Source organism: Fictibacillus fluitans (assembly GCF_030418125.1).
Lineage (GTDB): Bacteria > Bacillota > Bacilli > Bacillales > Fictibacillaceae > Fictibacillus_C > Fictibacillus_C fluitans.
This window is the reverse complement of sequence record NZ_JAUHTR010000001.1, coordinates 514,505-538,059: the sequence shown is the minus strand read 5'-3', so window position 1 is coordinate 538,059 and position 23,555 is coordinate 514,505. Positions and strand designations below refer to the sequence as shown.

Genomic DNA, 23,555 nt, shown 5'->3' with positions numbered 1-23,555 from the left:
TTAGAATGGAATCAACTCAAGTTTTAGATGCAAAAGGACTCGCTTGTCCAATGCCTATTGTACGTACAAAAAAGATGATGGATACCTTAAATAGTGGTGATATTCTTGAGATTCACGCAACGGACAAAGGCGCTTTAAGTGATTTAACAGCCTGGGCAAAATCATCCGGTCACGAACTTCTTGATCATCAGGCGGAAAATGATGTCCTAAAATTTTGGATCAAAAAAGGATAACAAAAAAAGGAGGTGAAATACCTCCTTTTTTACAAGTTGTTTTAATACCCCGAGGGGCATATAATTTGCTGGGCTGGGGAAATGAGGAGGCAAAACGATGGGTATCGAAGTAGTAATCGTATTGTTTATCCTGGGGTTTATTGGATCTTTTATTTCAGGGATGCTCGGGATTGGCGGAGCCATTGTTAATTATCCCATTCTTTTGTATTTGCCTGCAATCTTAGGTGTGGCAAATTTCTCGGCACATCAAGTGTCAGGAATGGTTGCAGTTCAAGTTCTATTCGCAACAATAACAGGCGTTTGGGCCTATCGTAAAGGCGGTTACATTAATAAATCACTCATTATTTATATGGGTGCTGGTGTATTAGCAGGAAGTTTAATCGGTAGTTTTCTATCCAACCTCTTTAGCGAGAATCAAATCAATATCATCTATGCATTATTAGCTACGATCGCTGCGGTAATGATGTTTCTTCCAAAAAAAGAAGTCAGTGAGGAAAGGTTTGATGATACCCAATATAACAAATGGCTGGGTGTTCTCATTGCGTTTCTGGTAGGAATATCTGCAGGGATTGTTGGAGCAGGAGGAGCGTTTATCCTGGTTCCGGTTATGCTTGTCGTATTGAAAATCCCAACCAGAATCACGATAGCAACTTCATTGGCCATTACGTTTATTTCATCGATTGGCGCAACTGCAGGTAAGTTGATCACTCATCAGGTGTTGTTATGGCCAACAGTAATCATTGTCATTGCAAGTCTGGCAGCTTCACCTTTAGGGGCAGTGGTGGGCCAAAAGTTAAATTCAAAAACCTTAAAAATACTATTGGCTGTCCTGATTGTTCTTACTTCCTTAAAAATTTGGTGGGATGTTCTTCTTTAAATTCTACCTAATTTATCATTTCTTTAAATTTGATAAGGAAAATGGTGAAGAGGAGTGATAAACATGAAACTTAAAATGAAACAAATCTCTGGGTTTAAAACAGAATTAGATTATGGAGTATTGAATATATCGGGGGATGCAAATTATGGCTTTCGTCCGGTTGAATTATTAGTCAACGCTGTAGCTGGGTGCAGTGGCGGGGTGCTTCGGAAAGTGCTTGAAAAGAAACGAATCTCATTTTCTACTATTGAAATAGATGCCTCTATCGTGAGGGACGAAGAAGGTCCAAAAAAAATACGTGAAATTCATCTCCATTTTCTGATCAATGGTGAAGCACTTGTTCAGGAAACACTGGAGAAATCTTTAAAGACGGCCATTAAAAATTGTTCAATGGCCCAATCTCTAATGGGAAGTATTCGAATTACAGAATCAATAGAAGGGAAAGATGATACTTTTATTGAGGATTAAAGGTCATAGGAGTGAAGAAATATGTTGATCAACGTTATCCTAATCGCTGTCATTGTTCTCTTTTTTGTTTGGAAACTAATGCCGGTAGAAGGAGTCCATAATATTTCAGCAGCGGAGTTAAAAGAGAGAATCCATCAAAAAGGTACACAGTTTATTGATGTAAGAACACCTGGAGAATACAGAGGAAATCATATTCGTCAGTTTAAAAATATACCGCTGTTTGATTTATCTAAAAAGATGGATGCTTTATCGAAAGACAAAGAGGTAATTGTCATTTGCCAGAGCGGCATGAGAAGCATGAAAGCAAGTAAGATCCTCAAGAAAGCCGGATTTCAATCAGTTGTGAATGTCAAAGGCGGAATGAATGCTTGGTACTAATGAGTACATGATCGAAACCGTTTCTACACCATTAAACAAGAGTCACTAGACGGCTCTTGTTTTATTTTTAAGAAGGAGCAAGATATGGATGATATAACTGTTGGATTATACACCATACCATTTATTTTTATTCAGATTGCAGTAGCTGTTTTCGTTACATATGTATATTTGTTTTTCACCTTGGAAAGAGGAAATAGAAAACAGGTATTTGAGGGGTATACGAATGGATTAATTTTATGGTTATTTGTTTGGAAATTGAGTGTTATTATTTTTTACTTTCCTCTTCTTAGTAAAAGTCTGTTATCTCTTCTGTACTTTTCAGGTGGTGAAAAAGGATTCTTGCTGGGAGAGGCGATGTTTTTTGCGTATTTCATCATAAAGACAAAAGGTGTAAAAATTGACTGGTTCCATTCGCTTTTACGTGTTTGGATAGTCGGTCTGTTGGCATATGAACTAGCGGTTATTGTGGGCAATGATTTCTCGCTGTTGCTTCTTTATAATAGTGCTGTTCTTATTGTTTTTTTACTTTGGAACCACGTGGATAAATCGGAGGCAGCCACATTTTCCAGTCTGATAAAAGCTGTTCTTCTGGCTGCTATAGAGGTGCTGTTTTCTTACTTTACCTTTAATCAGTGGAATACGTCTTCTTCTTTTTTTGTTATATATGGAATGGGTCTGTTTGCTTTGTTTTTAACGGAAAGGAACGTACGACTTTATCAAATCTTTAAATAGAAATGAAAAGATACAGGCAAGGAGGTAATGAATGATGAAGGATATTACTCTTTTATTAGCGTTTACAGGAGGCATGATTTCGTTCTTCTCGCCTTGTATTTTTCCTCTCCTGCCGGCGTACACAGCCCATCTCACCGGAGGTACGATTAAAGACGGGAGAGTTAATGCCGGTAAAAATGTCATTGTGATTCGCTCAGTGGCGTTTATTGCGGGGTTCAGTATTATTTTTGTCGCAATGGGTGCTTCAGCCAGTGCTTTGGGGCAGTTTTTTGCTGAATACCGGATAGTCATTGAGAAATTGAGTGGCATATTAGTGGTTATTTTTGGTCTGCAGATGGCTGGGTATCTCAAGTTATCGTTTTTAATGATGGAACGAAAAATTACATACAAAACACAAAAAACGAACCGAAAAAATGCGATTACATCGTTTATTATGGGGATTGCATTTGGCGCAGGATGGACGCCGTGTGTAGGCTTGGCTCTTTCTTCCATTCTTCTTATGGCCAGTTCTTCTGATACGGTCTATAAAGGGATGTTCATGTTATTTGTGTACTCATTAGGACTGGGGGTTCCCTTTTTAGTGCTTTCATTAGCGGTTGGCTATTCCTTAAAGGTGACGAAGCGCATCAATAAATGGATACCCAGGATTTCCTTAGCCAGTGGATGGATTTTAATGTTTATGGGGATTCTGCTTTTTACTGGGCAGATGCAGAAAATCACATCCTGGTTGACCTATATTACGACAAGTTAAGGATGAAAGGGAGAAGATAAAGTGAAAAGGATACTGCCGTTTATTATTGCCTTAATCTTTCTAGTGGTATTGGGCTTTTATGATTACGAAAAAAAGATGATGAATGATGAAAAGACCGAATCAACTAGCGTAACAGAGACAGAATCGGTCCAACAAGTGGAGGATCAGCCGGTTACATCAAGCGGTAAAACCGGAATCAACGAAGGAGATACCGCACCTGATTTTCAATTATCCAGCTTAAGTGGGAAACCCATAAAGCTTACGGATTACAGAGGAAAAAAGGTCGTCATTAATTTGTGGGCAAGCTGGTGCCCCCCATGTAAAGCTGAAATGCCACACATGCAGGCCTTTTATGAAGAGCAAGAACGTAAAGATACGGAAATTATAGCGGTTAATCTAACGAAATTAGAAAAGGATGTAAATGCCCCAAAACAATTTGTAAAAGAAAATGATCTTACCTTTCCTATTGCAATGGATGATGAAGGAAAAGCAGGAGAAATGTATCAAGCTTTTTCCATTCCAACGTCTTATATTATAAATAAAAAAGGTGTGATCATGAAAAAAGTGGTTGGTCCAATGAGTAAAGAGTTTTTGCAGAAAACGATGGAGTCCATCGATTAGCATGGAGTGAATGATGGTATGTTGAAAGGAAAATCCATTTTAATTGTTGAAGATGATGAAAAAATCAGGAATCTAATGAAGCTTTATCTTGTTAATGCCGGTTTTGAAATCTGGGAAGCTGAGGATGGAAGACAGGCAAAAGAAGTATTTTTAAAAATGGATCCTTGTTTTATGATTGTTGATCTTATGCTTCCTTTTATCCAAGGTGAAGATTTGTGTACGTGGGTAAGAACAGATCAGAAAAGCGAAATTCCCCTGATTATGGTTACAGCAAAGACATCTGAGGCAGACAGGATCAATGGTTTAAAAATGGGAGCAGATGATTATGTGACAAAGCCCTTCAGTCCTGGAGAACTGGTAGCCAGGGTGGAGACAGTATTAAGGAGAACAGAAAATCACTGCAATAAAATTTCATATCGGGGATTAACAATTAAACCCATCAAGAAAGAAGTAAAGTTTGAAGGAACTCCCATTAACCTGACTACCCATGAATTTAAGCTTCTATATTATTTAATGAAAAATCCGAACCGGATTTTGTCCAGAGATCAAATTTTGGATGAACTTTATCCCAACCAGGAGAGAAATGTGATCGACAGGACCATAGATGTTCATGTGGGCAAACTGAGGGAAAAACTGAGGGAGAAGTCCGAGGTTGATTTTATTGAAACCATCCGTGGAATGGGGTACCGATTTGCAGCTTATTAACAAGTATAAATCGAGAAACGTTCTTCCCAGGTTGATTTTCATGAATATATGGCTTATTGCTTTAGTGGTGCTTTTTACTGCGGTCCCTTTAAAACATTATGCCTGCACGCTTGTTAACGACCAAAACCTGGCCGGTCAAAAGTTAAGTTCTGAATTAGGAAAATATGTAGTATTTGTGGGTTTTCTTTTGTTTCTCTCAGCTGTTTTAATCAATTATTATTTTGTGAACAAATGGATAAAACCGCTCGTTCAGCTGTCTAAATCAGCACATCTGATTAAACAAGGGGAGTTTCCGGTTGAATTGGCAACCAGGGGTGCTGATGAAATTGGCCAGCTCACTATTTCTTTTAATCAAATGGTAGAAGTACTTAAAGAATCCAAACAGAGAAGAAATAAAATGCTTCGTGACTTTTCCCATGAAATCCGAACGCCTTTAACCAATTTAAATGGATATATGGAAGGTTTATCTGCAGGGGTTATTTCAGGGGAACCAGCGGTATACCATTCGCTTCTGGAAGAATCAAAACGGATGATCCGCCTTGTCGAACAATTAACCGATCTAAATGATTGGGAAGAAACAAAGGGGATGAAAGAAAAAGCATTCAAAAAGGGAGATATCCATGAAGAAATCAGGGAGGCTATTCAGCTATTTCGATGGAAATTCAATCAAAAGGGTATTACGGTGACAACCGACCTTGAGGAAAGCTCAGTATATTTTCATCAGGACGGAATCAAACAAATATTGTCAAATCTTTTTGATAATGCATATTTTTATAACTTAGAAAGATGGATTCATATTAATGGATATCAAACAAACCACTTCTACCGGGTCGAAGTCAGCAATGAAGGAGAAAGAATTTCTCCAGAAGATCAGGTACATCTTTTTGAACGATTTTATCGGCCAGATCCCTCCAGGACAAAAAGAACTGGCGGAGCGGGGTTGGGACTTTCAATCGTTAGTGAGATAGTCGAACTTCATAACGGGAAAATAGGTCTGCAAACGGATGGTAATATTCATACGTTCTGGTTTGAAATCCCGTTAAATCCTGGCGAAAGATGCATAAAAAATACGGTGTAGGGTATAGTATATTGTCGATAAAATAAGGAGGTTTGAATATGTTTGATTACACGATTGAAGTTGAAGGCACTGTGGATCAAAATGCAGAGAAGCTGGAACGCATTCTATCTGAAGAAGGATTCGGGGTTTTATGGTCTTTGAATTTAAAAGATAAACTTGAAGAAAAAGGATTAGAATTAAGTAAAAATTTCAAGGTACTGGAAGTTTGCAATCCGAAAGAAGCCAAGGAAGTTCTTGAGCAAAACGAAATGGCGGGATATTTCTTGCCCTGTAAGATGGTCGTTTATGAAAGTGAATCAAAAACTAAAATTGGAATGCCCAAACCGTCAGCTCTAATCAATATGCTTAACGATCAAGTTTTACAGGATAAGGCGAAACAAATCGAAGACCGACTGATAGCAGTAATGGAAAAATGCCAGTGAAAAAAGAAGGAACACATTAAAAGAAATTGAAATGTGTTCCTTTTTCCTTTGCTTAATACGAGGGGAGGAAGTATAGTGCATAATCATTACAAGGTAGTTATTGTGGGAGCAGGATCGGGTGGAATCTCAATTGTTGCGAGGCTCTTAAGGCTGGAACCAGAGTTACGGGATCATATTGTCATTATTGATCCGGCTCTTAAACACTATTATCAGCCACTATGGACATTGGTAGGGGCAGGTGTAACGGAAAAGGAAGCCACAGAAAAGGATATGTCTACAGTCATTCCAAAGGGAGCCGATTGGCTGAGGGAAACAGTTGAAGCATTTGATCCGGAAGAGAATACTGTATCAACCAACAGCGGCAAAAAAATAGGATATGAATTCCTGGTAGTCGCTGCAGGCATTGAAATTAACTGGGATGGCGTAAAGGGTTTAAAGGAAACCTTGGGTAAAAAAGGGGTATGCAGTAACTATTCTTTTGAGCATGTAAATTATACGTGGGAATTGATCAGGAATTTCAAGGGTGGGAATGCAATTTTTACTCATCCCGCCACACCAGTGAAATGTGGTGGAGCACCACAAAAAATCATGTATTTAGCTGAAGATTATCTTAATCGGTCTGGCATTAGAAATGAGTCAGAGGTGATTTTTGGAACAGCAAATCCGGCTATATTTGATGTAGACAAGTACAGAGCAGCATTAGAAGAAGTGGTGAAAAAAAGAAACATAAAGGTGAATTACAGGAGAAATTTGATTGAAATCCGGCCGGATCAAAGAGAGGCAGTGTTTAAGAATCTTGATACTGGCCAGGATGAGTCAATCAGGTACGAGCTGCTGCATGTTACTCCTCCCATGCAAGCCCCCGCATTTATTCGAAAGAGTAAATTGGCAGATGAAAAGGGTTGGGTGGATGTGGACAAATACACCCTGCAGCATAATCGATATAAAAATATCTTTGCATTAGGTGACAATAGCAGTCTCCCCACTTCAAAAACGGGGGCCGCGATCCGAAAGCAGGCCCCTTTGGCAGCGCGGAATCTTATTTCTGTTATGCAAGGGAAGCTGCCAGATTTAAATTATGACGGTTATACTTCTTGTCCGCTTGTCACAGGCTATAACAAGTTAATTCTGGCTGAATTTGATTATGATAAAAATCCTATTGAAACAATGCCGTTCAATCAGGCAAAAGAAAGATACAGCATGTATCTATTAAAGAAGAATTTTCTGCCGCTGATGTATTGGCACGGAATGCTCAAAGGAAAGATGTAAGTGTGAACTTAATTTTATCGTGAGGTGTTAATGTGCTTTTAAAATACTTTTATGATGACAAACTGGCCCAGGCTTCCTATCTGGTCGCATGCCAGGGTACAGGTGAGGCAGTAATTATTGATCCAATGAGGGATATTGATCCTTATTTGCAGGAAGCGAAAAAAGAAGGGTTAAAAATTGTGGGTTCAATAGAAACACATATTCACGCTGATTTTGTCAGTGGTTCCCGGGAGTTAGCTGCAAGAACAGGAGCAAAATTGTTCCTGTCGGATGAAGGAGATCAAGATTGGAAATATGAAAATTTAGACAGTGTGGAACACCAATTATTAAAGAACGGAGAGTCTTTTAAAATTGGAAAGGTCAGCTTTCATACTCTGCATACCCCGGGGCACACACCAGAAAGTCTTTCATTCCTGCTTACAGATGAGGCAACGGAAATCAAAAAGCCAATGGGCATATTTACTGGAGATTTTGTATTTGTTGGAGACGTGGGCCGTCCGGATTTATTGGAAAAGGCAGCAGGGGTGACTGGTTCAACTGAGAAGGCAGCGAAAGATATGTATGATTCGATTCAAGCCTTTAAAGAGTTGCCTGATTACTTGCAAATTTGGCCAGGCCATGGTGCGGGGAGTGCTTGTGGTAAATCGCTTGGTGCGGTGCCAACTTCAACGGTAGGATATGAGAAACAGGTAAATTGGGCATTGAAGGAAACAGATAAAAATAGTTTTATTCATCAGCTTTTGGAAAATCAGCCTGAGCCACCAACCTATTTCGCACGCATGAAAAGAGTGAATAAAGCAGGTGCACCCTTGATAAAAGATTTACCTGAGCTTTCTTCCATTTCTTCATTCGAGGAACTGGGAAAGTTGCTGGAAGAAGAGAAACAAGTTATTGATACCCGTGATTCTGCAATCTTTGCTGAAGGGCACATTCCAGGAACCATTAATATTCCCTTGAACAAAACACTTTCCAATTGGGCTGGCTGGCTTGTTAAAGACCAGGGTGAGGTATATTTTATTGCTGAAGAAGGCAGAGCAGATGAGGCAATTACCGCTTTATATTCCATTGGGGTCGACAACCTGGCCGGTTACGCGCAAGATTCTATTGTTAACCAGGCGGATCATCTGGAAACCTATAAGCAAATTTCTCCGGATGAGGCAGAGAAATTAATGAACGAGCAAAATGCGCAGGTGGTTGATGTTAGAAGCCAGTCCGAATGGGAATCAGGCCATATTGAGGGAGCGCAGCACATTATGCTTGGAGAGCTGCCGGACAGAGTAGATGAAGTACCGAAGGACAAAACTATCATTTCACAATGCGGGTCAGGGATGAGGTCTGCAATTGGTGTTAGTATTTTACAAGCGAGTGGAATAACTAATGTTTTAAACCTGGAAGGCGGTTATTCCGGTTGGATGCGAAGAAAAAAATAATCATCCTTTAGTTAGAAATTGTAAGACAGTTCTTTATAAAAGCTTTAAAAATCCCACCTATACTTTTTACAAAAGTAAATAGGTGGGATTTTTATGAAAAAACAAGCTATTATTTCGTTTTCCGTGTTGTTGTTTCTTTTGCTTATCATGGCTGTGTTAATTAGTGAAACCGTCTTCAAAAGCAAAACAGAAGCTGTTATCGCGACTATTACCAACCAAGAGCAGTTTATCTACCCGGATATTAACCAAATTAAGGATCCGCTCAAAAAGGAGGAAGTGAATCACGGCAAAGACATCATGGTAAACACGGCGGAAGAACTCAATGGTTACACAGGAAACCATTTGAGCTGTGTCAGCTGCCATACAAACGGAGGGCTTACACAAAGCTTGTCGTTTGTTGGTGTTGCAAAAAAATATCCAAGTTATAGTGAAAGGGATAAAAAGGTCATCAGTTTAGCAGACCGCATCAATGGATGTATGGTGAGAAGTATGAATGGAGAAAAGCTGCCAGAGTACAGCTCTGATTTAAAGGACATGGTTAGCTACATTGAATTTTTATCAAAGGATATAAAAGATCCTGAGAACGCAGAGTGGCTCCAGCCAATTGAGATGAATTCTATGCCTGATACAGGGAATGAAGATGGGGAAAGACTTTACCAGCAAAATTGTTTAAGATGTCATGGCTCCGATGGGAAAGGTTCAGATATTGCTCCTGCCCTCTGGGGTGAGGATTCTTACAATGACGGAGCAGGCATGTCTCATCCAAACAAAGCTGCAGGATTTATTCTAGAGAATATGCCCATGGATTCACCGGGGAGCCTAACAAAAGCAGAAGCGGCGGCGATTGCTAAATATATTGATAAACAGAAGCGGCCGCACTTCAATGAATGAATAGTGAAAGACAAGATAAAATGACGTGTGACCAATCTATGTGGCAGCACGTCATTTTTGTATCACTGTTTTTCTATCAAATTATTAACTTTATCGATCCTATCTCCTTCAAATGTATAGGTTAATCCATAGCGGGATTCTTTATGGGTGAGATCACTGAGTATTCGATGAAGATAAACTACCGCTTTGGGGTCCTTATCTTTTTTTATCAATTGCTCAAGTTCTTCAATATTTGAAATATCTTTGGTTAAAGATTCATCAGGGATATTGTTGGATAGTACCGAGAGATTATTAAAATGTATATCATCCAGGTAATTCCAAAATACCGGAATGTTTTTGATTTGGTGAGCAGAAGAAATATAATCAAATTTATAATAGGTTCTCTCAATCTGTTTTTGTAATAAAATCCCAGAGAAATAAGCTTGTTCTTTCTTTGGCTGACTGGTATTCCATGTAGAGTCTACTGATTCATAAAAGGCATAGATTAAGCCTAAAACCAATAAAGGGCCGGAAAGAAGAGTTATCATACTTTTTTTGATAGCAGTTCATTCCTTTCATCTTTACTTGAAGTTAACAAATTTGAAAATAGTATACAAATGATTTGCGGACCCAATTATGATAAAGGATGACGATCTGCTGTTCCTTTGATTCTGCGATAGGGAAATGTGATTAAGCATATACAAGTTACAAGAAAAGTAAAAGCTTGGGCTATTTTTAAATCTTCCATCATTAAGCTATCGGCCCTATATATTTCAATCCAGAACCGGCCCAAAGAATTCCACAATAAATAAACTAAAAACACTTCCCCTTTTTTCAAATACTTATCATTAAGTAAAAGGAGTAAGAGAAAACCAATGAAGTTCCAGAGGGAAGAATATAAGAACGTTGGGTGACGGTAAGAGCCATAGATAAAAAGTCGATCAATAATAAAATCCGGTAATCTTAGTGAATATAAGAAGGATAAGTTTACAGCTTCTCCATACGCTTCCTGTGTAATTAAATTTGCCCATCGTCCTAAAGATTGTCCTAATAACAGGCCTGGGGCAATTGTGTCTGCAAGTCTCCAAAAAGAAAAGCCCATGTTATGCGCATACATGAATAAGAATAGAAAAGCACCAATCAACCCGCCATGAATAGCTATGCCCCCTTCCCATAACATCGGTATTTCAATAAGATTATATTTGTAATAACCCCAATTGAAAATTATATAATAAATTCTTGCAGTTACTATTGAAAGAGGTAAGCCAATGAAGAATAGCTCAAAGATTTGTTTCTTGCCAATCCAGTTCTTTTTTCCGGCATGGATACAGTATAATATCCCTGCAAATACTGCAGTCATCGTAATAATACCCTTCCAATGGATCGTAAAACCAAAGAAGCTGAAAGCCACCGGATTGCTATAGAATAAATATAGAGAGTGCATGATTTGTTCCTTTCTGTTGTCTATCCATTTAAGAATGAACAAAGCGATGCTTTAGGTAAGCACCGCCATCTAAAAGCTATAGAAGTTCCCAGGCAATCAAATAGTACATGCCAAAAATAATAAAGATAAGCAGAAGTACAATAGAAATGGTGAGTATCGATTTTCTTGGAAACCTAAATTTTTGCTCGTTAATACTTTTTCCTTTCGTAAAAAAGGTAATGGTAGACATCACTAAAGCAATAATTCCTATAAAAATCGATGCCAACCCAATAAATTGCGCTAACCAATCCTCAAATAGTCTATTTTCTGATACCATCGAAAAGTGAAGATTTGTTATTAAAAATCCTACACCAATGATGGTTATACTTGTTCTCACCCATGCAAGGTAAGTTCGTTCATTTGCTAGGTGCTGTTGTATGTATTTAGAATCAGGGGTGTTGGTTTCATTTTTCTTCATTTTATTGTTTTATTTTGCAAACCTTTCTTTAGATAGATATTTGTACTTCCTAAAAATGCCAAATGTGATACAGAAACTTATAATGAGGATTGAAATGACCTGTGCCATTCTAAGATGCGGTGTGAGCATCAGGCTATCTGTTCTCATTCCTTCAATGAAAAAGCGCCCCGTTGAATACCAAACGAGATAGCATAAAAACAACTCACCAAGTTGTAGTGCGAATTTCTTTCTTATCGTAAGAAGAATAATAACTCCAGTGAAACTCCAAATAGATTCATACAGGAACGTAGGGTGGAAGTACAAGCCGTCAATATACATCTGATTAATTATAAATGCCGGAAGATGTAAGTGCTCAAGGAAAGTTCTTGAAACCGGCCCTCCATGCGCCTCTTGGTTGATAAAATTCCCCCAACGTCCGATGGCTTGCGCTAATAATATTCCTGGAGCAGTAATATCAGCTACTTTCCAAAAACTAATGTTTCTTTTACGCGTGAAAATTATTGCAGTAACTATTGCCCCAATGAGGCCCCCGTGAATCGCGATACCTCCATTCCAAATCGCAGGTATTTGATTAAGGTGGTTTTTAAAATATGGCCATTCAAACACAACATAATAAACCCGTGCTGAAATGATAGCAATAGGTAACGCATACATAATTAAATCGACAAGAGTATCTGAAGCTATCCCTCTTTTCTTACCTTCATGAATCGCAAGGTATAAGCCTAGACTAGCGCCTAATGCGATGATAACTCCATACCAATGGATACTAATAGGCCCAAATTCTATAGCAATTGGATTAATTGGATTTGGAACAGAATTCAAATTCAAATCTCTCCTTTTTTGAGTTAATAAAACAATTATAACATTGTAAAGCAAATGGGTAAGATCACGGAATCATTCATACACTTTTCACACACTTTTCTCTCAATCCTTCCAAATTTGCCGGCTATACTGTTCCTATACTGAATTAAAGGAGGCAGAAAAAATGAAAAAAATAGCAGCATTTGTTTTGGCGAGTGTGATTGGTGCAGGAGGCATTGCTGGGACCACCCACGTTTTTGCCGACAGTAGTGATATCCCGAAGGTCGAGATCCAGACGAAAAACCAGCCCGAGAAAGTGAAACTGGCCAAGCAGTTTGATGTAGAGCTTCACCAGTCAAACAAACTAAAAAAAGACCGTCTGGCCTTGAACAGTGCATTGGTGACTCAAAAAGATAAACTCATTGACCTGAAGCAGACAGCGATGAAAGAGTTGGATAAGGATAAGAAAAAAAAAGTAAAAGAAATCAAAAAGCAATTGAAGGATGAAAATAAGGAAATAAGTTCACTGCAAAAAGATCTTCGCCTTGAACGAAAAGAACTCAAAGTAGCTATAAAAAGTGGAAATAAAGAGAAAGTACAGGAACACTTGAACATGGTGCTGAAGAAGCAAAGCACATTGAACAAAGAATTGGAGAAGAAAAAAGAAATGCTCGCCAAAGTGATCAGTATCATGAATAAAGCATAATGTTGGGGAGGTAGCTTGTGCTGCCTCCTTCTTTTGGTGGGAAAGCGGATGTAGTATGCTAGAAACGTGAGGTGAGGTACCGTGAAACACATTTTTGTGATTGATGATGAGAAAAGCATACGAGACATCCTTCAAAAGTATTTGCAGAAAGAAGGATATAAGGTAACCGTTTTTTCTGAGGGATTTGGGGTAGAGGCAGAAATGTTGAGACTGCGTCCGGATTTATTGGTTCTGGATATTATGATGCCGGGGATCGATGGAATTGAGCTATGCAGAGAAATTCGACGGAAGAGTGAAATTCCGATTATCTTTATTTCAGCACGTGATGCGGAACTTGACCGTATTCTCGGACTTGAGCTGGGCGGAGATGACTATTTAACCAAGCCCTTCAGTCCGAGGGAGCTGGTAGCCCGAATAAAGAATATTTTTAAAAGGATAGAAAAGATTCATGCTCAGAAACCCACTGAATGGGGGAATGTAAAAGTCGATCTCAATCTTCGGCAAGTGAAGGCAGGGGAGACGGAAATTTCGTTAACTGCAAAAGAATATGATTTGTTTTCTTTTCTCTTCTCACATCCCGGACAGCCCTTTACACGAGAGCAGCTGATTGAAAAAATATGGGGCTATACCTATGCCGGTGATGGCCGCCTGATCGATGATCTGGTCAAAAGGCTTCGAAAAAAATTGACAGTTACAAAGGTTTCCATAGCCATTTCAACCGTTTGGGGCTATGGGTACAGAATGGAAGAACAACATGAAGATTGGTAGAAAGATACGGTGGTCGTACTGGATCATTTTGGTGATTGTTTTTTCCGTTATTGCCGTGTCATTTCAGATTTTTTCTGAAAGGTATCTTTTAAACCAGGCAAGAAAGGATTTGCGTTCAGATGCCTCCTCGGTCAGTGAAGTTCTCTCCAATGTACCAATCAAAAAGGAGGCAGTACGTCTCCGGGTAGTTGAAAAAAGGATGGAAACAGCGGGGCAACTGCTTGGATCGAGAATACTGGTCCGGGACAAACAGAAACAGGTTATTTTCACCAACCTGACCGAAAAAGAAGCCGCGTCCTTTCAACAAAAGCAGGATCAGTATGTTGCTGAAACCCTGCCGATTTACAACAAAAAAAGTGTAATCAAGGGATATGTAACGTTGATCACAAAAGTGGAAAACATCCAGGCGCTCAAGACAATTATGAGAAAAACGCAAATGATCGGATGGGTTATCGCGGCTATTGCGGCTATTTTAATGGGATTATATCTCGAACGAAGTATTACGCTGCCCATTCAAAAGCTGCGTTCGCATATGCAGCAATTTCAAATAAAGGGAACCTATCGGCCACTGAACCTGACATCCAAAGACGAAATTGCTGATCTTGCCGAAAGCTTTAGTGGACTCGCTGAAAAAATAAAGCAGTATGACCGGCAGCAAAAGGATTTCCTACAAAATGCTTCTCATGAGTTAAAGACACCGCTAATGGGGATTCAAGGAAATGCAGAAGGGATCATGGACGGGGTAATTGAGGGGGAGGAAGTCAAACAAAGCCTGGAGACGATTATCGCCGAAAGCCAGCGGCTAAAAAAGATCGTGGAAGAACTGAGCCTGCTTCTCATGCTGGAGAATGTAGAAGAAATCTACCACTTTAAAGAAATCAGACTGGTAACTTTACTGGAACAGGTCGTTACGAGTTTACGGCCAGTGGGCGAGAATAAAGGCATCCATATTTTTGTTAAAGATGGTCCAGATGTAAAAATGATGGCTGATGCTGACCGAATAAAGCAGGCGCTGCATAATATTTTGGGAAATGCGCTTCGTTATGCAGAAAGCGAGATTACAATCAGTTGGAGTACGAAAAGCAGGTGGTTAATACTATCTGTGGAGGACGATGGAAAAGGGCTGGTAAACGGCACTGAACAGGAGGTATTTGAACGGTTTTATAAAGGAAACAATGGAGGAACAGGAATTGGGCTTGCGATTTCCAAGGTGATCATTGAAGCACATGGCGGGACTGTATCGGCCCAAAACACCAACACAAGAGGTGCTGTTTTTATCCTATCACTTCCGATGATTTGATAGTAAATTAATGACAACAAGTATCATGACAAAAACCCGTTTTCTTTCCATTGAGAAAGAGCTGTAACCACGACCGATAAACTGCCAACCTTTTGACCACCTGAGTCTCATTTTTAATGTATTTAAATATGCGCTTACTTGCAGTATTGCTTGCTACTATCATGTTAGTCATAACGTGCCGATCTTGAACCGATTTAAATCTTTTTTACTGGCAGAAATAAGAATCCTTTAGTCAAAAAAATAATACAACAGCATTTTTGCAATTTGTATTTGCACAGGGCTAAAAGCAACTGATGATAATGCATCAGATGACTCCTCTGAAAAGGATGTTCTACCGTATCTCTTTAATGGATGGATAAAAGGTTTAAAAATCAATTGCTATTATGAGAATCAATAATGAAACTACCAAAAATATTAATATCTCTCTATATACTAACCATTTTTTATATAGTTTAGGGGCATTTTTTCTTTTGTGCATTTTGACGGGAATCAAAAACAACAAAAATAAAACAGGGACAATAAAAAGCAAGTATGTTTCCCAACTGGTCCGGATATCGAATCCATACATTTTATTTCCCTCCCGGACTTTGATTACAGCCTTTTGAAGATATACTACACCCGTTTCTCCTTAATTCAATTCTCATTTATACGTGCCGAGCGTGATACTGAGTAATACAACAGAGGAAAGCCATCCACGAAACAAGGGTGAGGGCTTTTAATTGTAACAGGATTCTAATTAAAATTTAATAAAACAATTATAACATTACAAAGCTAAAGAATAATGTCGGCAACTGGATAGGCCTCTTTATTAGAGTATATGTATATCAATATTTATTTGTATTAAATCAAATAATATGATGCGCTATATTCTAAAGGAGTAAATTTGCTAATTGTACGATAATAAATCCTTCGCTAACCCATTTGACCTGATCGAATTTACTGATGAATCAAAAATTCGTTTACACTATAATAATTTTAGTTAAAATAACAGAGAGGACAATGGTGTTGTTTTATCATTTTGGTTTTAGCAATAAGGAGATGAATAGAAGTTGGCTTTACATACATATAGGAAGAAACCACTGTGGCTGAGGCCTGTACCGCTATCTCCGCCACAGTTTCTGGCTGTGTTTTTTTTAGTTTTTATGTTATCGGGTGCTTTGCTTTTAAAGCTTCCTTTTTCCACAGTGAAACCCATTTCATGGATAGATTCCGTCTTTTTGGCGACATCTGCAGCTACAGTTACTGGGCTGGTGCCGTTGGACCCTGGAACTACTTTTTCCATTTTTGGAGAAATTGTAATCCTCTGTCTTATTCAAATGGGTGGATTAGGCTTGATGTCTTTTGCAGCGTTGGTCGTGATTATGTTAGGTAAAAAAGTTAGCATTAAACAAAGGAAACTTATGCAAGAATCATTAAACCAGCCTTCTATAGGAGGAGTTATACGTCTTGTAAGGAATCTTGTAATATTTTCTTTAAGTATACAATTTATAGGAGTGGTCCTTTTATGCTTTCGTTTTGTCCCAGATATGGGTTGGAATAAAGGGATCTACTACAGTGTTTACCACACAATAAGTGCCTACAATAATGCGGGATTTGCTTTATGGCCCGACAGTTTGTCTAGATATGTTGGTGATCCTTTAGTCAACCTAGTGATTACATTTTTGATTATAACTGGCGGCATTGGATTTACTGTTCTGGTAGATGTTTGGTTGCATCGGCGATTTAAGAAACTTTCACTTCATTCAAGGGTTATGATTATAGGTACCTTGCTCATAAACCTGATCGCCATTTTTTGTATCCTTGCGTTAGAATTTCATAATCCTCATACATTGGGAGGTTTACCCCTGTCAGATAAATTGTGGGCCGCATATTTTCAAGGCATCTCGCCAAGGACTGCTGGTTTTAATACAATAGATATTGGTCAAATGAAGGATTCCTCTATCCTGTTTACCATCATGTTGATGTTTATTGGAGCAGGAAGCGGTTCTACCGCGGGAGGAATCAAACTCACCACATTAATTGTCATAATCTATGCCGTAACGGCATTTTTAAAAGGGAACAATGAAATGGTAATTGGTAATAGAACCGTTAGAAACGAAGTCGTCATGAGGGCCTTGGCCATTACCACCATCTCCATTTTGTTTATTTTCTTTGCATTTTTTATCCTGACAATTACTCAAAAAATCTCTTTTATAAAGATTTTCTTTGAAGTGGTTTCTGCGTTTGGAACCGTTGGATTGTCCATGGGAATCACTGCGGAACTAAATCATATCGGAAAGCTTGTTATTATTATAGTGATGCTGTTTGGTAAAATTGGTCCATTAACCATGGCTTTCTCCTTGGCTAAAGCTTCAAAAACAAATATTCGTTATCCAGATGGTGATTTATTTACCGGATAAAATAAAACCCCCTTCCGTCTAAAGAAGGGGGGATATCTTACAGTCTTTTGTCTTTGGAAACCGCTTGTTTTGAACTCCTATTTAGTTTCTTAATTAGTGATTCAATAGATAGACCTTGTATTAATAATGAAAACAGCACCACACCAAAAGTCAATGCCAGGATTTCCTCTTTTCCGGGAAAAGAGGAGGGTAAGCTCAAAGCAAGGGCTATGGAAAGACTCCCTCTTAATCCACCCCAGTTAAGCAATAATTTTGCCTTTTGATCGATGTTTTTTATAAAACCTAGAGTTGCATAGACAGCTAATGTTCTGCTTACTATTACAATAATGATTGACACGATAATAGGTTTCCACATGTCTGTAAGGTCTATATTTTTTATTTCAAGTCCGATCATTAAGAAGATAAGTGAGTTCGCGATTAGTGTAATTGAATCCCAAAACGAATTTATATTTGTTTTCGTGATTTCGGACATTCCAATTCTTGCTCCATAATTACCAAAAATAATGCCTCCAACAACCACTGCAATAACACCGGATATGTGAAGATGTTCAGCGATAAAATAACTTCCGAAGAATAACATCGTTGAAAAGGCGATCTCTAAAGGATAATCATCATAAAGACGAATGATTTGAGAAAATAGATATCCCAAAATGATACCAAGGAGCAAGCCGCCAATACTAAATTTCAAAAACATTATAATCCCTTGTCCAAGCCCAATCCATCCACTGTCGATAAAAGAGAGCAAATAAAGGGAAGAAATCTGGAAAAAAACAACTGCTACACCATCATTGAAAAGGGATTCACCTTCAATAATCGTGACCATTCTTTTTGATACGCCGAGGCTTTTAAATATGGAAATGACACTGATAGGGTCTGTTGCACTCATGAGCGCACCAAATGTAAAAGCAGCAACCACTGGCATATCAAGTAACCAATAAGAAGCAAACCCCACAACGAGGAATGTCAGGAAAGTTCCACCCATGGCAAGAAGCGCTACTGGTTTTCGTTCTTCTTTTAAATCCTTGTATGGAAGTTTAATTGCCGCATCCCCAAGAAGTATGGGTAAAAACAAAGAAATAATGATAGCCTGGAAAATGTGCGATTGGGTAATAAATGTTTTTGTTTCATCCAAAAAGCGTATATCAGCCAAACCAAGAATTAACCCTGTTAGGACAAGGGCAATTGGATAGGGTTTTCCTGCAAATTTTGCAATCCCAATTACAGTGATTGAAATTCCAAGTAACGTTAAAATCTGTATAAATACTTCATTAAACATCTTTTAAGTAGTCACCTCCTTAGATATTGTTTAGTACATCTCATAGCAACAACATTAAAATATGGATTGCCTTTTTTTACTTTCCCCCTTATTCAATAATCCAATCTTATTATAAATCTATATGAAAGTTTGCTTTTTCCTTTATTAGATAAAAGATGTATTTAAAAACACAAAAAGAATGAGCATTGTAAACATCGCTCATTCTTTTTTTTTTGCTTATTTCAGAACTCGTAGCACTCGCTGCTTAGGTATGTCATCAAGTGGGGTTGTAACTAAACTGAAGAAGGACTCTTTTGCATACTTTTTAGGTTTCATCTTAAGAATTCTTAAGGTTTTCTCCCACTGTTTTTTAAGTTTATCTGTGTATTCTAAGCCTATTGAGAATAGCCAACTTTTGATTAAAATTCACTATCCCATGGTTTTCAAACCACTAGATAATACTGATGAGTTTAAATCAACAAAGAAGTATCGACTGAAAGAAGGTTAATAATGAAAAAAATCATCCCCGTCATTGTTATAGTATTGCTTTGGATTATCCTATTTTCAGGAGGAAAGAAAGTCGGGTTTACACATTTGAGGATAGAGGATATCAAAGGTTTTATTCAAGTGTATGACAATTGGGCTCCATATGTTTTTGTTGGATTATTCTTGGCCAGACTTGTTCTGTTCATTCCCGGATCCCTGTGTATTTTAATCGGCAGTCTGCTTTTTTCACCATTACAAGCGATCTTATTATCCTTGTTAGGGATTGTATTGGGAGAAACGATAGTGTACTTAATGGGAAGGTGGCTTTCAGGCTCGTTCCTATACATTACAATTAAGAAAAAGTACCCCATGTGGTGTAGGTCGTTAGAGCGACATCGTGCTAAGTTTTTAGCATTTGCCGTTGTCTGTCCCTTTATGCCAACTGATGCAGCGTGTTTTACAGCTGCGGCAACAGGAATGAAATATAATATATTCTTGCTGTCTGTTTTAACAGGGGCCGTCCCTTTAGTGATTCTTTACAGCATTGCAGGTACGGCAGTCGTAAATTCTGCTCCCATGGCTCTCGTAGCTTTGATTGTAGCTTTAATTATAATTACAGCTATGGTGTTCCATTGGCGGAAATTAAGCGTAAAAACTGAAGGGAAAATGACCTGAAGATTCTAGAGACTCAATTCAATCTTAATAATTCTTAATCTTTTCTAGAGTGAATTTTTAAGATTCTCTCCTTATGGTTATGTTATCAAATCAAACCTATGGAGTGTGGTAAAGTGTATTTATCATTTGTTTCACAATATCTTGTTAAGCCCCGGACAGTTGGAGCAATCTCCCCGAGTTCGAAATATTTAGCTTCTAAAATGGTTCAGGATATAGATTTCTCAGCCTCTTCGTATATCGTGGAGTTAGGTGCAGGAACCGGCATATTTACTGATCAGTTAATTGAAAAGCGAAAGAAGGGAACGGTATTACTAGTCATCGAATACAATGCGGCGTTCTATAAGCATTTAAAAGAAAAGTATCAAGATGTTGAACATTGTTATGTGGTTCATGGATCTGCAGAGAAGTTGAGTTTTTACATGGAACAATATCATTTGCCGTATGCTGATGCGGTTGTATCCGGTTTACCATTCGCAAGTCTGCCAAAAGAAATGGCCACTCAAATTTTAGCCGTTGTTCAAGAATCCCTGCGCGACAAAGGGAAGTTTATAACTTTTCAATATACAAACATGAAAAAAAGAATGATTGAAGATTTTTTTCCAAAGGTAAAAGTAACAAGGGAGTTTCGAAACCTCCCACCAGCTTATGTGTTTTGCTGTATGAAAAAATGAGGTGTAAATATGGAAGGAAAAATCCTGATCGTAGATGACGATGAGAAAATCAGAAATTTAATTTCTATATATTTGGATAATGAAGGGCTTACCACCATTAAAGCTGAAAGCGCTAAGGAAGCTCTTCAACTTTTGAAAAAGAATCATTATGACTTGATCCTTTTGGACATAATGATGCCCGAAATGGATGGAATTCAAGCGTGCATGAAAATAAGAGAAGAAAGGAACATGCCTATTATCATGATCTCTGCAAAATCCGAGGATATGGATAAGATCCAAGGCCTTGCATCCGGAGCAGATGATTACTTAACCAAACCATTTAATCCTCTAGAATTAATGGCAAGAGTAAAATCCCAGCTGAGAAGATATACGAAATACAATACAGGGGGCATTACAACCTCAGAAATAGAAATCGGCAATTTGTTAATCAACACAGAATCTCGCCAAGTGAAGGTGGGAGAAAAGGAAGTCAGGCTGACGCCAAAAGAATTTGATATCCTGGAATTGCTCGCCCGGAACAAAGGGATTGTGATGAGTGTCAGTAAAATTTATGAAGCGGTATGGAACGAAGACTCGTTCAAATCGGACAATACGGTGATGGTCCATATTACAAAAATAAGAGAAAAAATTGAAGCGGATCCTAAGCATCCGATATATATCAAAACCGTATGGGGAGTAGGGTATAAAATATGAGATCTAGCCGAATGAACAAACTCAGCGTTAAACTTCTTCTAGCTATTTCTTTGAGCTATTTCATTTCCTTAGTAATCCTTGCGGTTACTGGCAGGCTATTAAGTGACTTTTATGTTCCTGGTATAAACCAATGGCGTTATAGTGTGATACCTTTCTCAATGATTGGTTTTTCTGTTTTCTGTTTTATAATTTCCTTTTTACTTTTAATAAGGAAGAAACTCCGCTATATCACGCATATTACTCAAAAGGTTCAAATTATGGCGGATGAAAATCTTGATACGGTAATCGAAATCAGGGGAAATGATGAACTGACTCAACTAAGTAGAAATATTAATGGAATGTCTAATCGACTGAAGGAAAAGCTTCAGAACGAGCGTCAGCTGGAGCAAGCGAAAAGCGAGCTGATTACCAATGTTTCACATGATTTAAGAACACCATTGACGTCCATCACTGGTTATGTTGATTTGCTCAGAAAAGGAAAGTATAAGAACGCTCAACAAGCATCCGAATATACAGAGATCATTTACTCCAAGTCGATGAACCTTATGAGCCTGATAAATGAATTGTTTGAGTATAACAGGCTTTCAAGCCCACATATAGAGTTGAACAAATCAGAGGTAGACATTGGAGCTATGATTAGGCAAATGTGTGGGGAATACGTGCCTATCTTAGAAAAAGAAGAATTAATTCTTCAGGTAAACATTGAGGAACCTGTAATCATGAAATTGGATGTAGAGAAAATGGCGCGTGTATTTGATAATCTGCTGGATAATGCAAAAAAATATAGTACTAAGTTTTCAACAATCACCGTTTCTCTTCAAGTGGTGGACACTGCAGCTTTCTTCTCTATTACAAACAATGCAGCTAACCTTAAACCTTCCGATATGGAAAGGTTATTTGACCGTTTTTACCGAACCGATAAGTCGCGTTATGAAGAAACAAGTTCAGGTCTTGGATTAGCAATCGCCAAAACAATTATTGAACTCCATCAAGGACAAATACGGGCTGAATTGGAAGAGGACTGGTTAACAATCTCCCTTCAGCTACCAGAGGTAATAGAGGGCTAAATTTATTTTTTTATCAACCTATTTTATGGCTGATGTAAAATTGTGATGAAATCAGTTGGCTTAGGTCGCAGTTGTATTCTTGCACATAAACCGTCAAAGCTGCCGGAATATGTCGTTTTCTTAATTAATCACTTTTTTACTTATGTGGAATTTTATTTTGATAAAGAACTCGGTATATTGTTGTTTGACTTAATTCATGGGTTAAAAATGCAAGGCATAGAAGTTGTTATCACCGGAATAGCACCAAATATGGCTAAAACTATAACAGAACTTAGTTTGGATTTTTCCAATCTTAAGCTATACGGGAACTTAAAACAGGCATTATCAAGATAACACTTGAGTATACATAGTATGTAGCAAGAAATTGAAATATTGTATTTAAACAAACGGGTGCAATTGTTGAACACAAATTATGAAGATTTTGAATAAACTAAATATACTTGAATCGCTATAAATAGGAGAGACGCACAACTATGGTTAAAAAGGATAAACCTTGCAAAAAATGTACTTGCTCTATCATCAGTAAACTGGTTCCAAACAATGATCTAATAACCATCATTGATCAAGCGGGAAATCGAATCCTAAACCTTAGATTTGTAAATTATGACGCTTCCACATGTAACGCCACCTTTTTAACGGTAACAGGCGGTTTGCAATTATATAATTGCAATACTATTCAGGTGGTTGCAATCCAAACCGGCTCCGCCTGTCCTTGTTCGTCCGCCATCCTTAACGCCCAAGGAAGTTCATTTGCCAATAGCGGTGTAACAACAATCGTACCTCCTTTGACTAATCAAGCTTTGGGAGGTACTGCATTCATATGTAACAATTGTTCACAGGACAGTAGTACTTTTAACGTACAGGTTTCCTCCGTAGCTTTTCCATTTTCCTTTACTTCTACCTCCATTCAATCAATAAGTTGCCTGGATGAAAATTCTCGATTGGTTGTAACTGGAATCGGAACAGCAACTGGAAGTATTAGCGGCACATTCACCTATG

27 protein-coding genes are annotated in these 23,555 nt (G+C 38.2%); 22 read left to right on the top strand and 5 right to left on the bottom strand.

The features are described from left to right. The first annotated feature begins 5 nt into the window (after positions 1 to 5). From QYB97_RS02620 to QYB97_RS02560, 13 genes are all read left to right on the top strand, one after another. The gene (locus tag QYB97_RS02620; RefSeq protein WP_301164390.1) at positions 6 to 233 is read left to right on the top strand and encodes a sulfurtransferase TusA family protein; all 228 of its coding nucleotides are present in this window, start codon (positions 6 to 8) and stop codon (positions 231 to 233) included. A gap of 97 nt (positions 234 to 330) precedes the next feature. Then, complete coding sequence (locus QYB97_RS02615) at positions 331 to 1,110, top strand: sulfite exporter TauE/SafE family protein (protein ID WP_301164389.1); 780 nt, start codon at positions 331 to 333, stop codon at positions 1,108 to 1,110. Between the two features lie 63 nt (positions 1,111 to 1,173). Then, complete coding sequence (locus tag QYB97_RS02610) at positions 1,174 to 1,578, top strand: OsmC family protein (protein WP_301164388.1); 405 nt, start codon at positions 1,174 to 1,176, stop codon at positions 1,576 to 1,578. A 21-nt stretch (positions 1,579 to 1,599) separates the two neighbouring features. Beyond that, positions 1,600 to 1,956, top strand: a complete 357-nt coding sequence (locus tag QYB97_RS02605) for a rhodanese-like domain-containing protein (protein WP_301164387.1) — start codon at positions 1,600 to 1,602, stop codon at positions 1,954 to 1,956. Positions 1,957 to 2,040: 84 nt separating this feature from the next. After that, a complete protein-coding gene (locus tag QYB97_RS02600; RefSeq protein ID WP_301164386.1) occupies positions 2,041 to 2,688 on the top strand; it encodes a hypothetical protein in 648 nt (215 codons plus the stop codon). Between the two features lie 31 nt (positions 2,689 to 2,719). Next, complete coding sequence (locus tag QYB97_RS02595) at positions 2,720 to 3,439, top strand: cytochrome c biogenesis CcdA family protein (RefSeq protein WP_356948158.1); 720 nt, start codon at positions 2,720 to 2,722, stop codon at positions 3,437 to 3,439. 21 nt (positions 3,440 to 3,460) lie between these two features. Then, positions 3,461 to 4,060, top strand: coding sequence for a redoxin domain-containing protein (locus QYB97_RS02590; RefSeq protein ID WP_301164385.1), 600 nt, complete (start codon positions 3,461 to 3,463; stop codon positions 4,058 to 4,060). Positions 4,061 to 4,078: 18 nt separating this feature from the next. Beyond that, positions 4,079 to 4,765, top strand: coding sequence for a response regulator transcription factor (locus QYB97_RS02585; protein ID WP_301164384.1), 687 nt, complete (start codon positions 4,079 to 4,081; stop codon positions 4,763 to 4,765). A 40-nt stretch (positions 4,766 to 4,805) separates the two neighbouring features. Next, positions 4,806 to 5,843, top strand: coding sequence for a sensor histidine kinase (locus QYB97_RS02580; RefSeq protein WP_301164383.1), 1,038 nt, complete (start codon positions 4,806 to 4,808; stop codon positions 5,841 to 5,843). 38 nt (positions 5,844 to 5,881) lie between these two features. Continuing rightward, entirely contained in the window at positions 5,882 to 6,265 is a 384-nt protein-coding gene (locus tag QYB97_RS02575; protein WP_301164382.1) for a DUF302 domain-containing protein, read from the top strand. A gap of 72 nt (positions 6,266 to 6,337) precedes the next feature. Further along, positions 6,338 to 7,534: an FAD/NAD(P)-binding oxidoreductase gene (locus tag QYB97_RS02570; protein WP_301164903.1), complete on the top strand. Its 1,197-nt coding sequence runs from the start codon at positions 6,338 to 6,340 to the stop codon at positions 7,532 to 7,534. 32 nt (positions 7,535 to 7,566) lie between these two features. Beyond that, positions 7,567 to 8,964 carry a rhodanese-like domain-containing protein gene (locus QYB97_RS02565; RefSeq protein WP_301164381.1) on the top strand — a complete coding sequence of 466 codons (1,398 nt, stop codon included), beginning with the start codon at positions 7,567 to 7,569 and terminating at the stop codon, positions 8,962 to 8,964. A gap of 93 nt (positions 8,965 to 9,057) precedes the next feature. Then, positions 9,058 to 9,855, top strand: coding sequence for a c-type cytochrome (locus tag QYB97_RS02560; protein WP_301164380.1), 798 nt, complete (start codon positions 9,058 to 9,060; stop codon positions 9,853 to 9,855). A 62-nt stretch (positions 9,856 to 9,917) separates the two neighbouring features. Here QYB97_RS02560 and QYB97_RS02555 read toward each other — a convergent pair whose 3' ends face one another. From QYB97_RS02555 to lgt (QYB97_RS02540), 4 genes are all read right to left on the bottom strand, one after another. Then, positions 9,918 to 10,382, bottom strand: a complete 465-nt coding sequence (locus QYB97_RS02555) for a hypothetical protein (protein WP_301164379.1) — start codon at positions 10,380 to 10,382, stop codon at positions 9,918 to 9,920. A gap of 86 nt (positions 10,383 to 10,468) precedes the next feature. After that, a complete protein-coding gene (gene lgt, locus QYB97_RS02550) occupies positions 10,469 to 11,278 on the bottom strand; it encodes a prolipoprotein diacylglyceryl transferase (protein WP_301164378.1) in 810 nt (269 codons plus the stop codon). Positions 11,279 to 11,354: 76 nt separating this feature from the next. After that, on the bottom strand, positions 11,355 to 11,735 hold the full coding sequence (locus tag QYB97_RS02545; protein WP_301164377.1) for a YidH family protein: 381 nt from the start codon (positions 11,733 to 11,735) through the stop codon (positions 11,355 to 11,357). A 9-nt stretch (positions 11,736 to 11,744) separates the two neighbouring features. Then, positions 11,745 to 12,557, bottom strand: coding sequence for a prolipoprotein diacylglyceryl transferase (gene lgt / locus QYB97_RS02540; RefSeq protein ID WP_301164376.1), 813 nt, complete (start codon positions 12,555 to 12,557; stop codon positions 11,745 to 11,747). Positions 12,558 to 12,720: 163 nt separating this feature from the next. On the opposite strand from lgt (QYB97_RS02540), the gene QYB97_RS02535 reads away from it, so the two are divergent. From QYB97_RS02535 to QYB97_RS02520, 4 genes are all read left to right on the top strand, one after another. Beyond that, the gene (locus QYB97_RS02535) at positions 12,721 to 13,242 is read left to right on the top strand and encodes a hypothetical protein (RefSeq protein ID WP_301164375.1); all 522 of its coding nucleotides are present in this window, start codon (positions 12,721 to 12,723) and stop codon (positions 13,240 to 13,242) included. An 81-nt stretch (positions 13,243 to 13,323) separates the two neighbouring features. Beyond that, entirely contained in the window at positions 13,324 to 14,010 is a 687-nt protein-coding gene (locus tag QYB97_RS02530) for a response regulator transcription factor (protein ID WP_301164374.1), read from the top strand. Beyond that, positions 13,997 to 15,310 carry a sensor histidine kinase gene (locus QYB97_RS02525; RefSeq protein WP_301164373.1) on the top strand — a complete coding sequence of 438 codons (1,314 nt, stop codon included), beginning with the start codon at positions 13,997 to 13,999 and terminating at the stop codon, positions 15,308 to 15,310. Before QYB97_RS02530 ends, QYB97_RS02525 begins: the two co-directional genes overlap by 14 nt. Before the next feature lie 1,049 nt (positions 15,311 to 16,359). Next, complete coding sequence (locus QYB97_RS02520; protein WP_356948157.1) at positions 16,360 to 17,709, top strand: TrkH family potassium uptake protein; 1,350 nt, start codon at positions 16,360 to 16,362, stop codon at positions 17,707 to 17,709. 37 nt (positions 17,710 to 17,746) lie between these two features. On the opposite strand, the gene QYB97_RS02515 is transcribed toward QYB97_RS02520, so the two are convergent. Then, a complete protein-coding gene (locus QYB97_RS02515) occupies positions 17,747 to 18,985 on the bottom strand; it encodes a cation:proton antiporter (RefSeq protein WP_301164372.1) in 1,239 nt (412 codons plus the stop codon). A 489-nt stretch (positions 18,986 to 19,474) separates the two neighbouring features. Between QYB97_RS02515 and QYB97_RS02510 the strand changes: the two genes are divergently transcribed. The 5 genes from QYB97_RS02510 (at position 19,475) to QYB97_RS02490 (ending at position 22,889) form a co-directional block, all read left to right on the top strand. Further along, the gene (locus QYB97_RS02510; protein ID WP_301164371.1) at positions 19,475 to 20,125 is read left to right on the top strand and encodes a TVP38/TMEM64 family protein; all 651 of its coding nucleotides are present in this window, start codon (positions 19,475 to 19,477) and stop codon (positions 20,123 to 20,125) included. Positions 20,126 to 20,238: 113 nt separating this feature from the next. After that, positions 20,239 to 20,796, top strand: a complete 558-nt coding sequence (locus tag QYB97_RS02505; RefSeq protein ID WP_301164370.1) for a class I SAM-dependent methyltransferase — start codon at positions 20,239 to 20,241, stop codon at positions 20,794 to 20,796. A 9-nt stretch (positions 20,797 to 20,805) separates the two neighbouring features. Continuing rightward, on the top strand, positions 20,806 to 21,489 hold the full coding sequence (locus tag QYB97_RS02500; protein WP_301164369.1) for a response regulator transcription factor: 684 nt from the start codon (positions 20,806 to 20,808) through the stop codon (positions 21,487 to 21,489). Positions 21,490 to 21,500: 11 nt separating this feature from the next. Further along, entirely contained in the window at positions 21,501 to 22,556 is a 1,056-nt protein-coding gene (locus QYB97_RS02495; RefSeq protein ID WP_301164368.1) for a sensor histidine kinase, read from the top strand. A 42-nt stretch (positions 22,557 to 22,598) separates the two neighbouring features. Further along, entirely contained in the window at positions 22,599 to 22,889 is a 291-nt protein-coding gene (locus QYB97_RS02490; protein WP_301164367.1) for an STAS domain-containing protein, read from the top strand. The last annotated feature ends 666 nt before the right edge of the window (positions 22,890 to 23,555 follow it).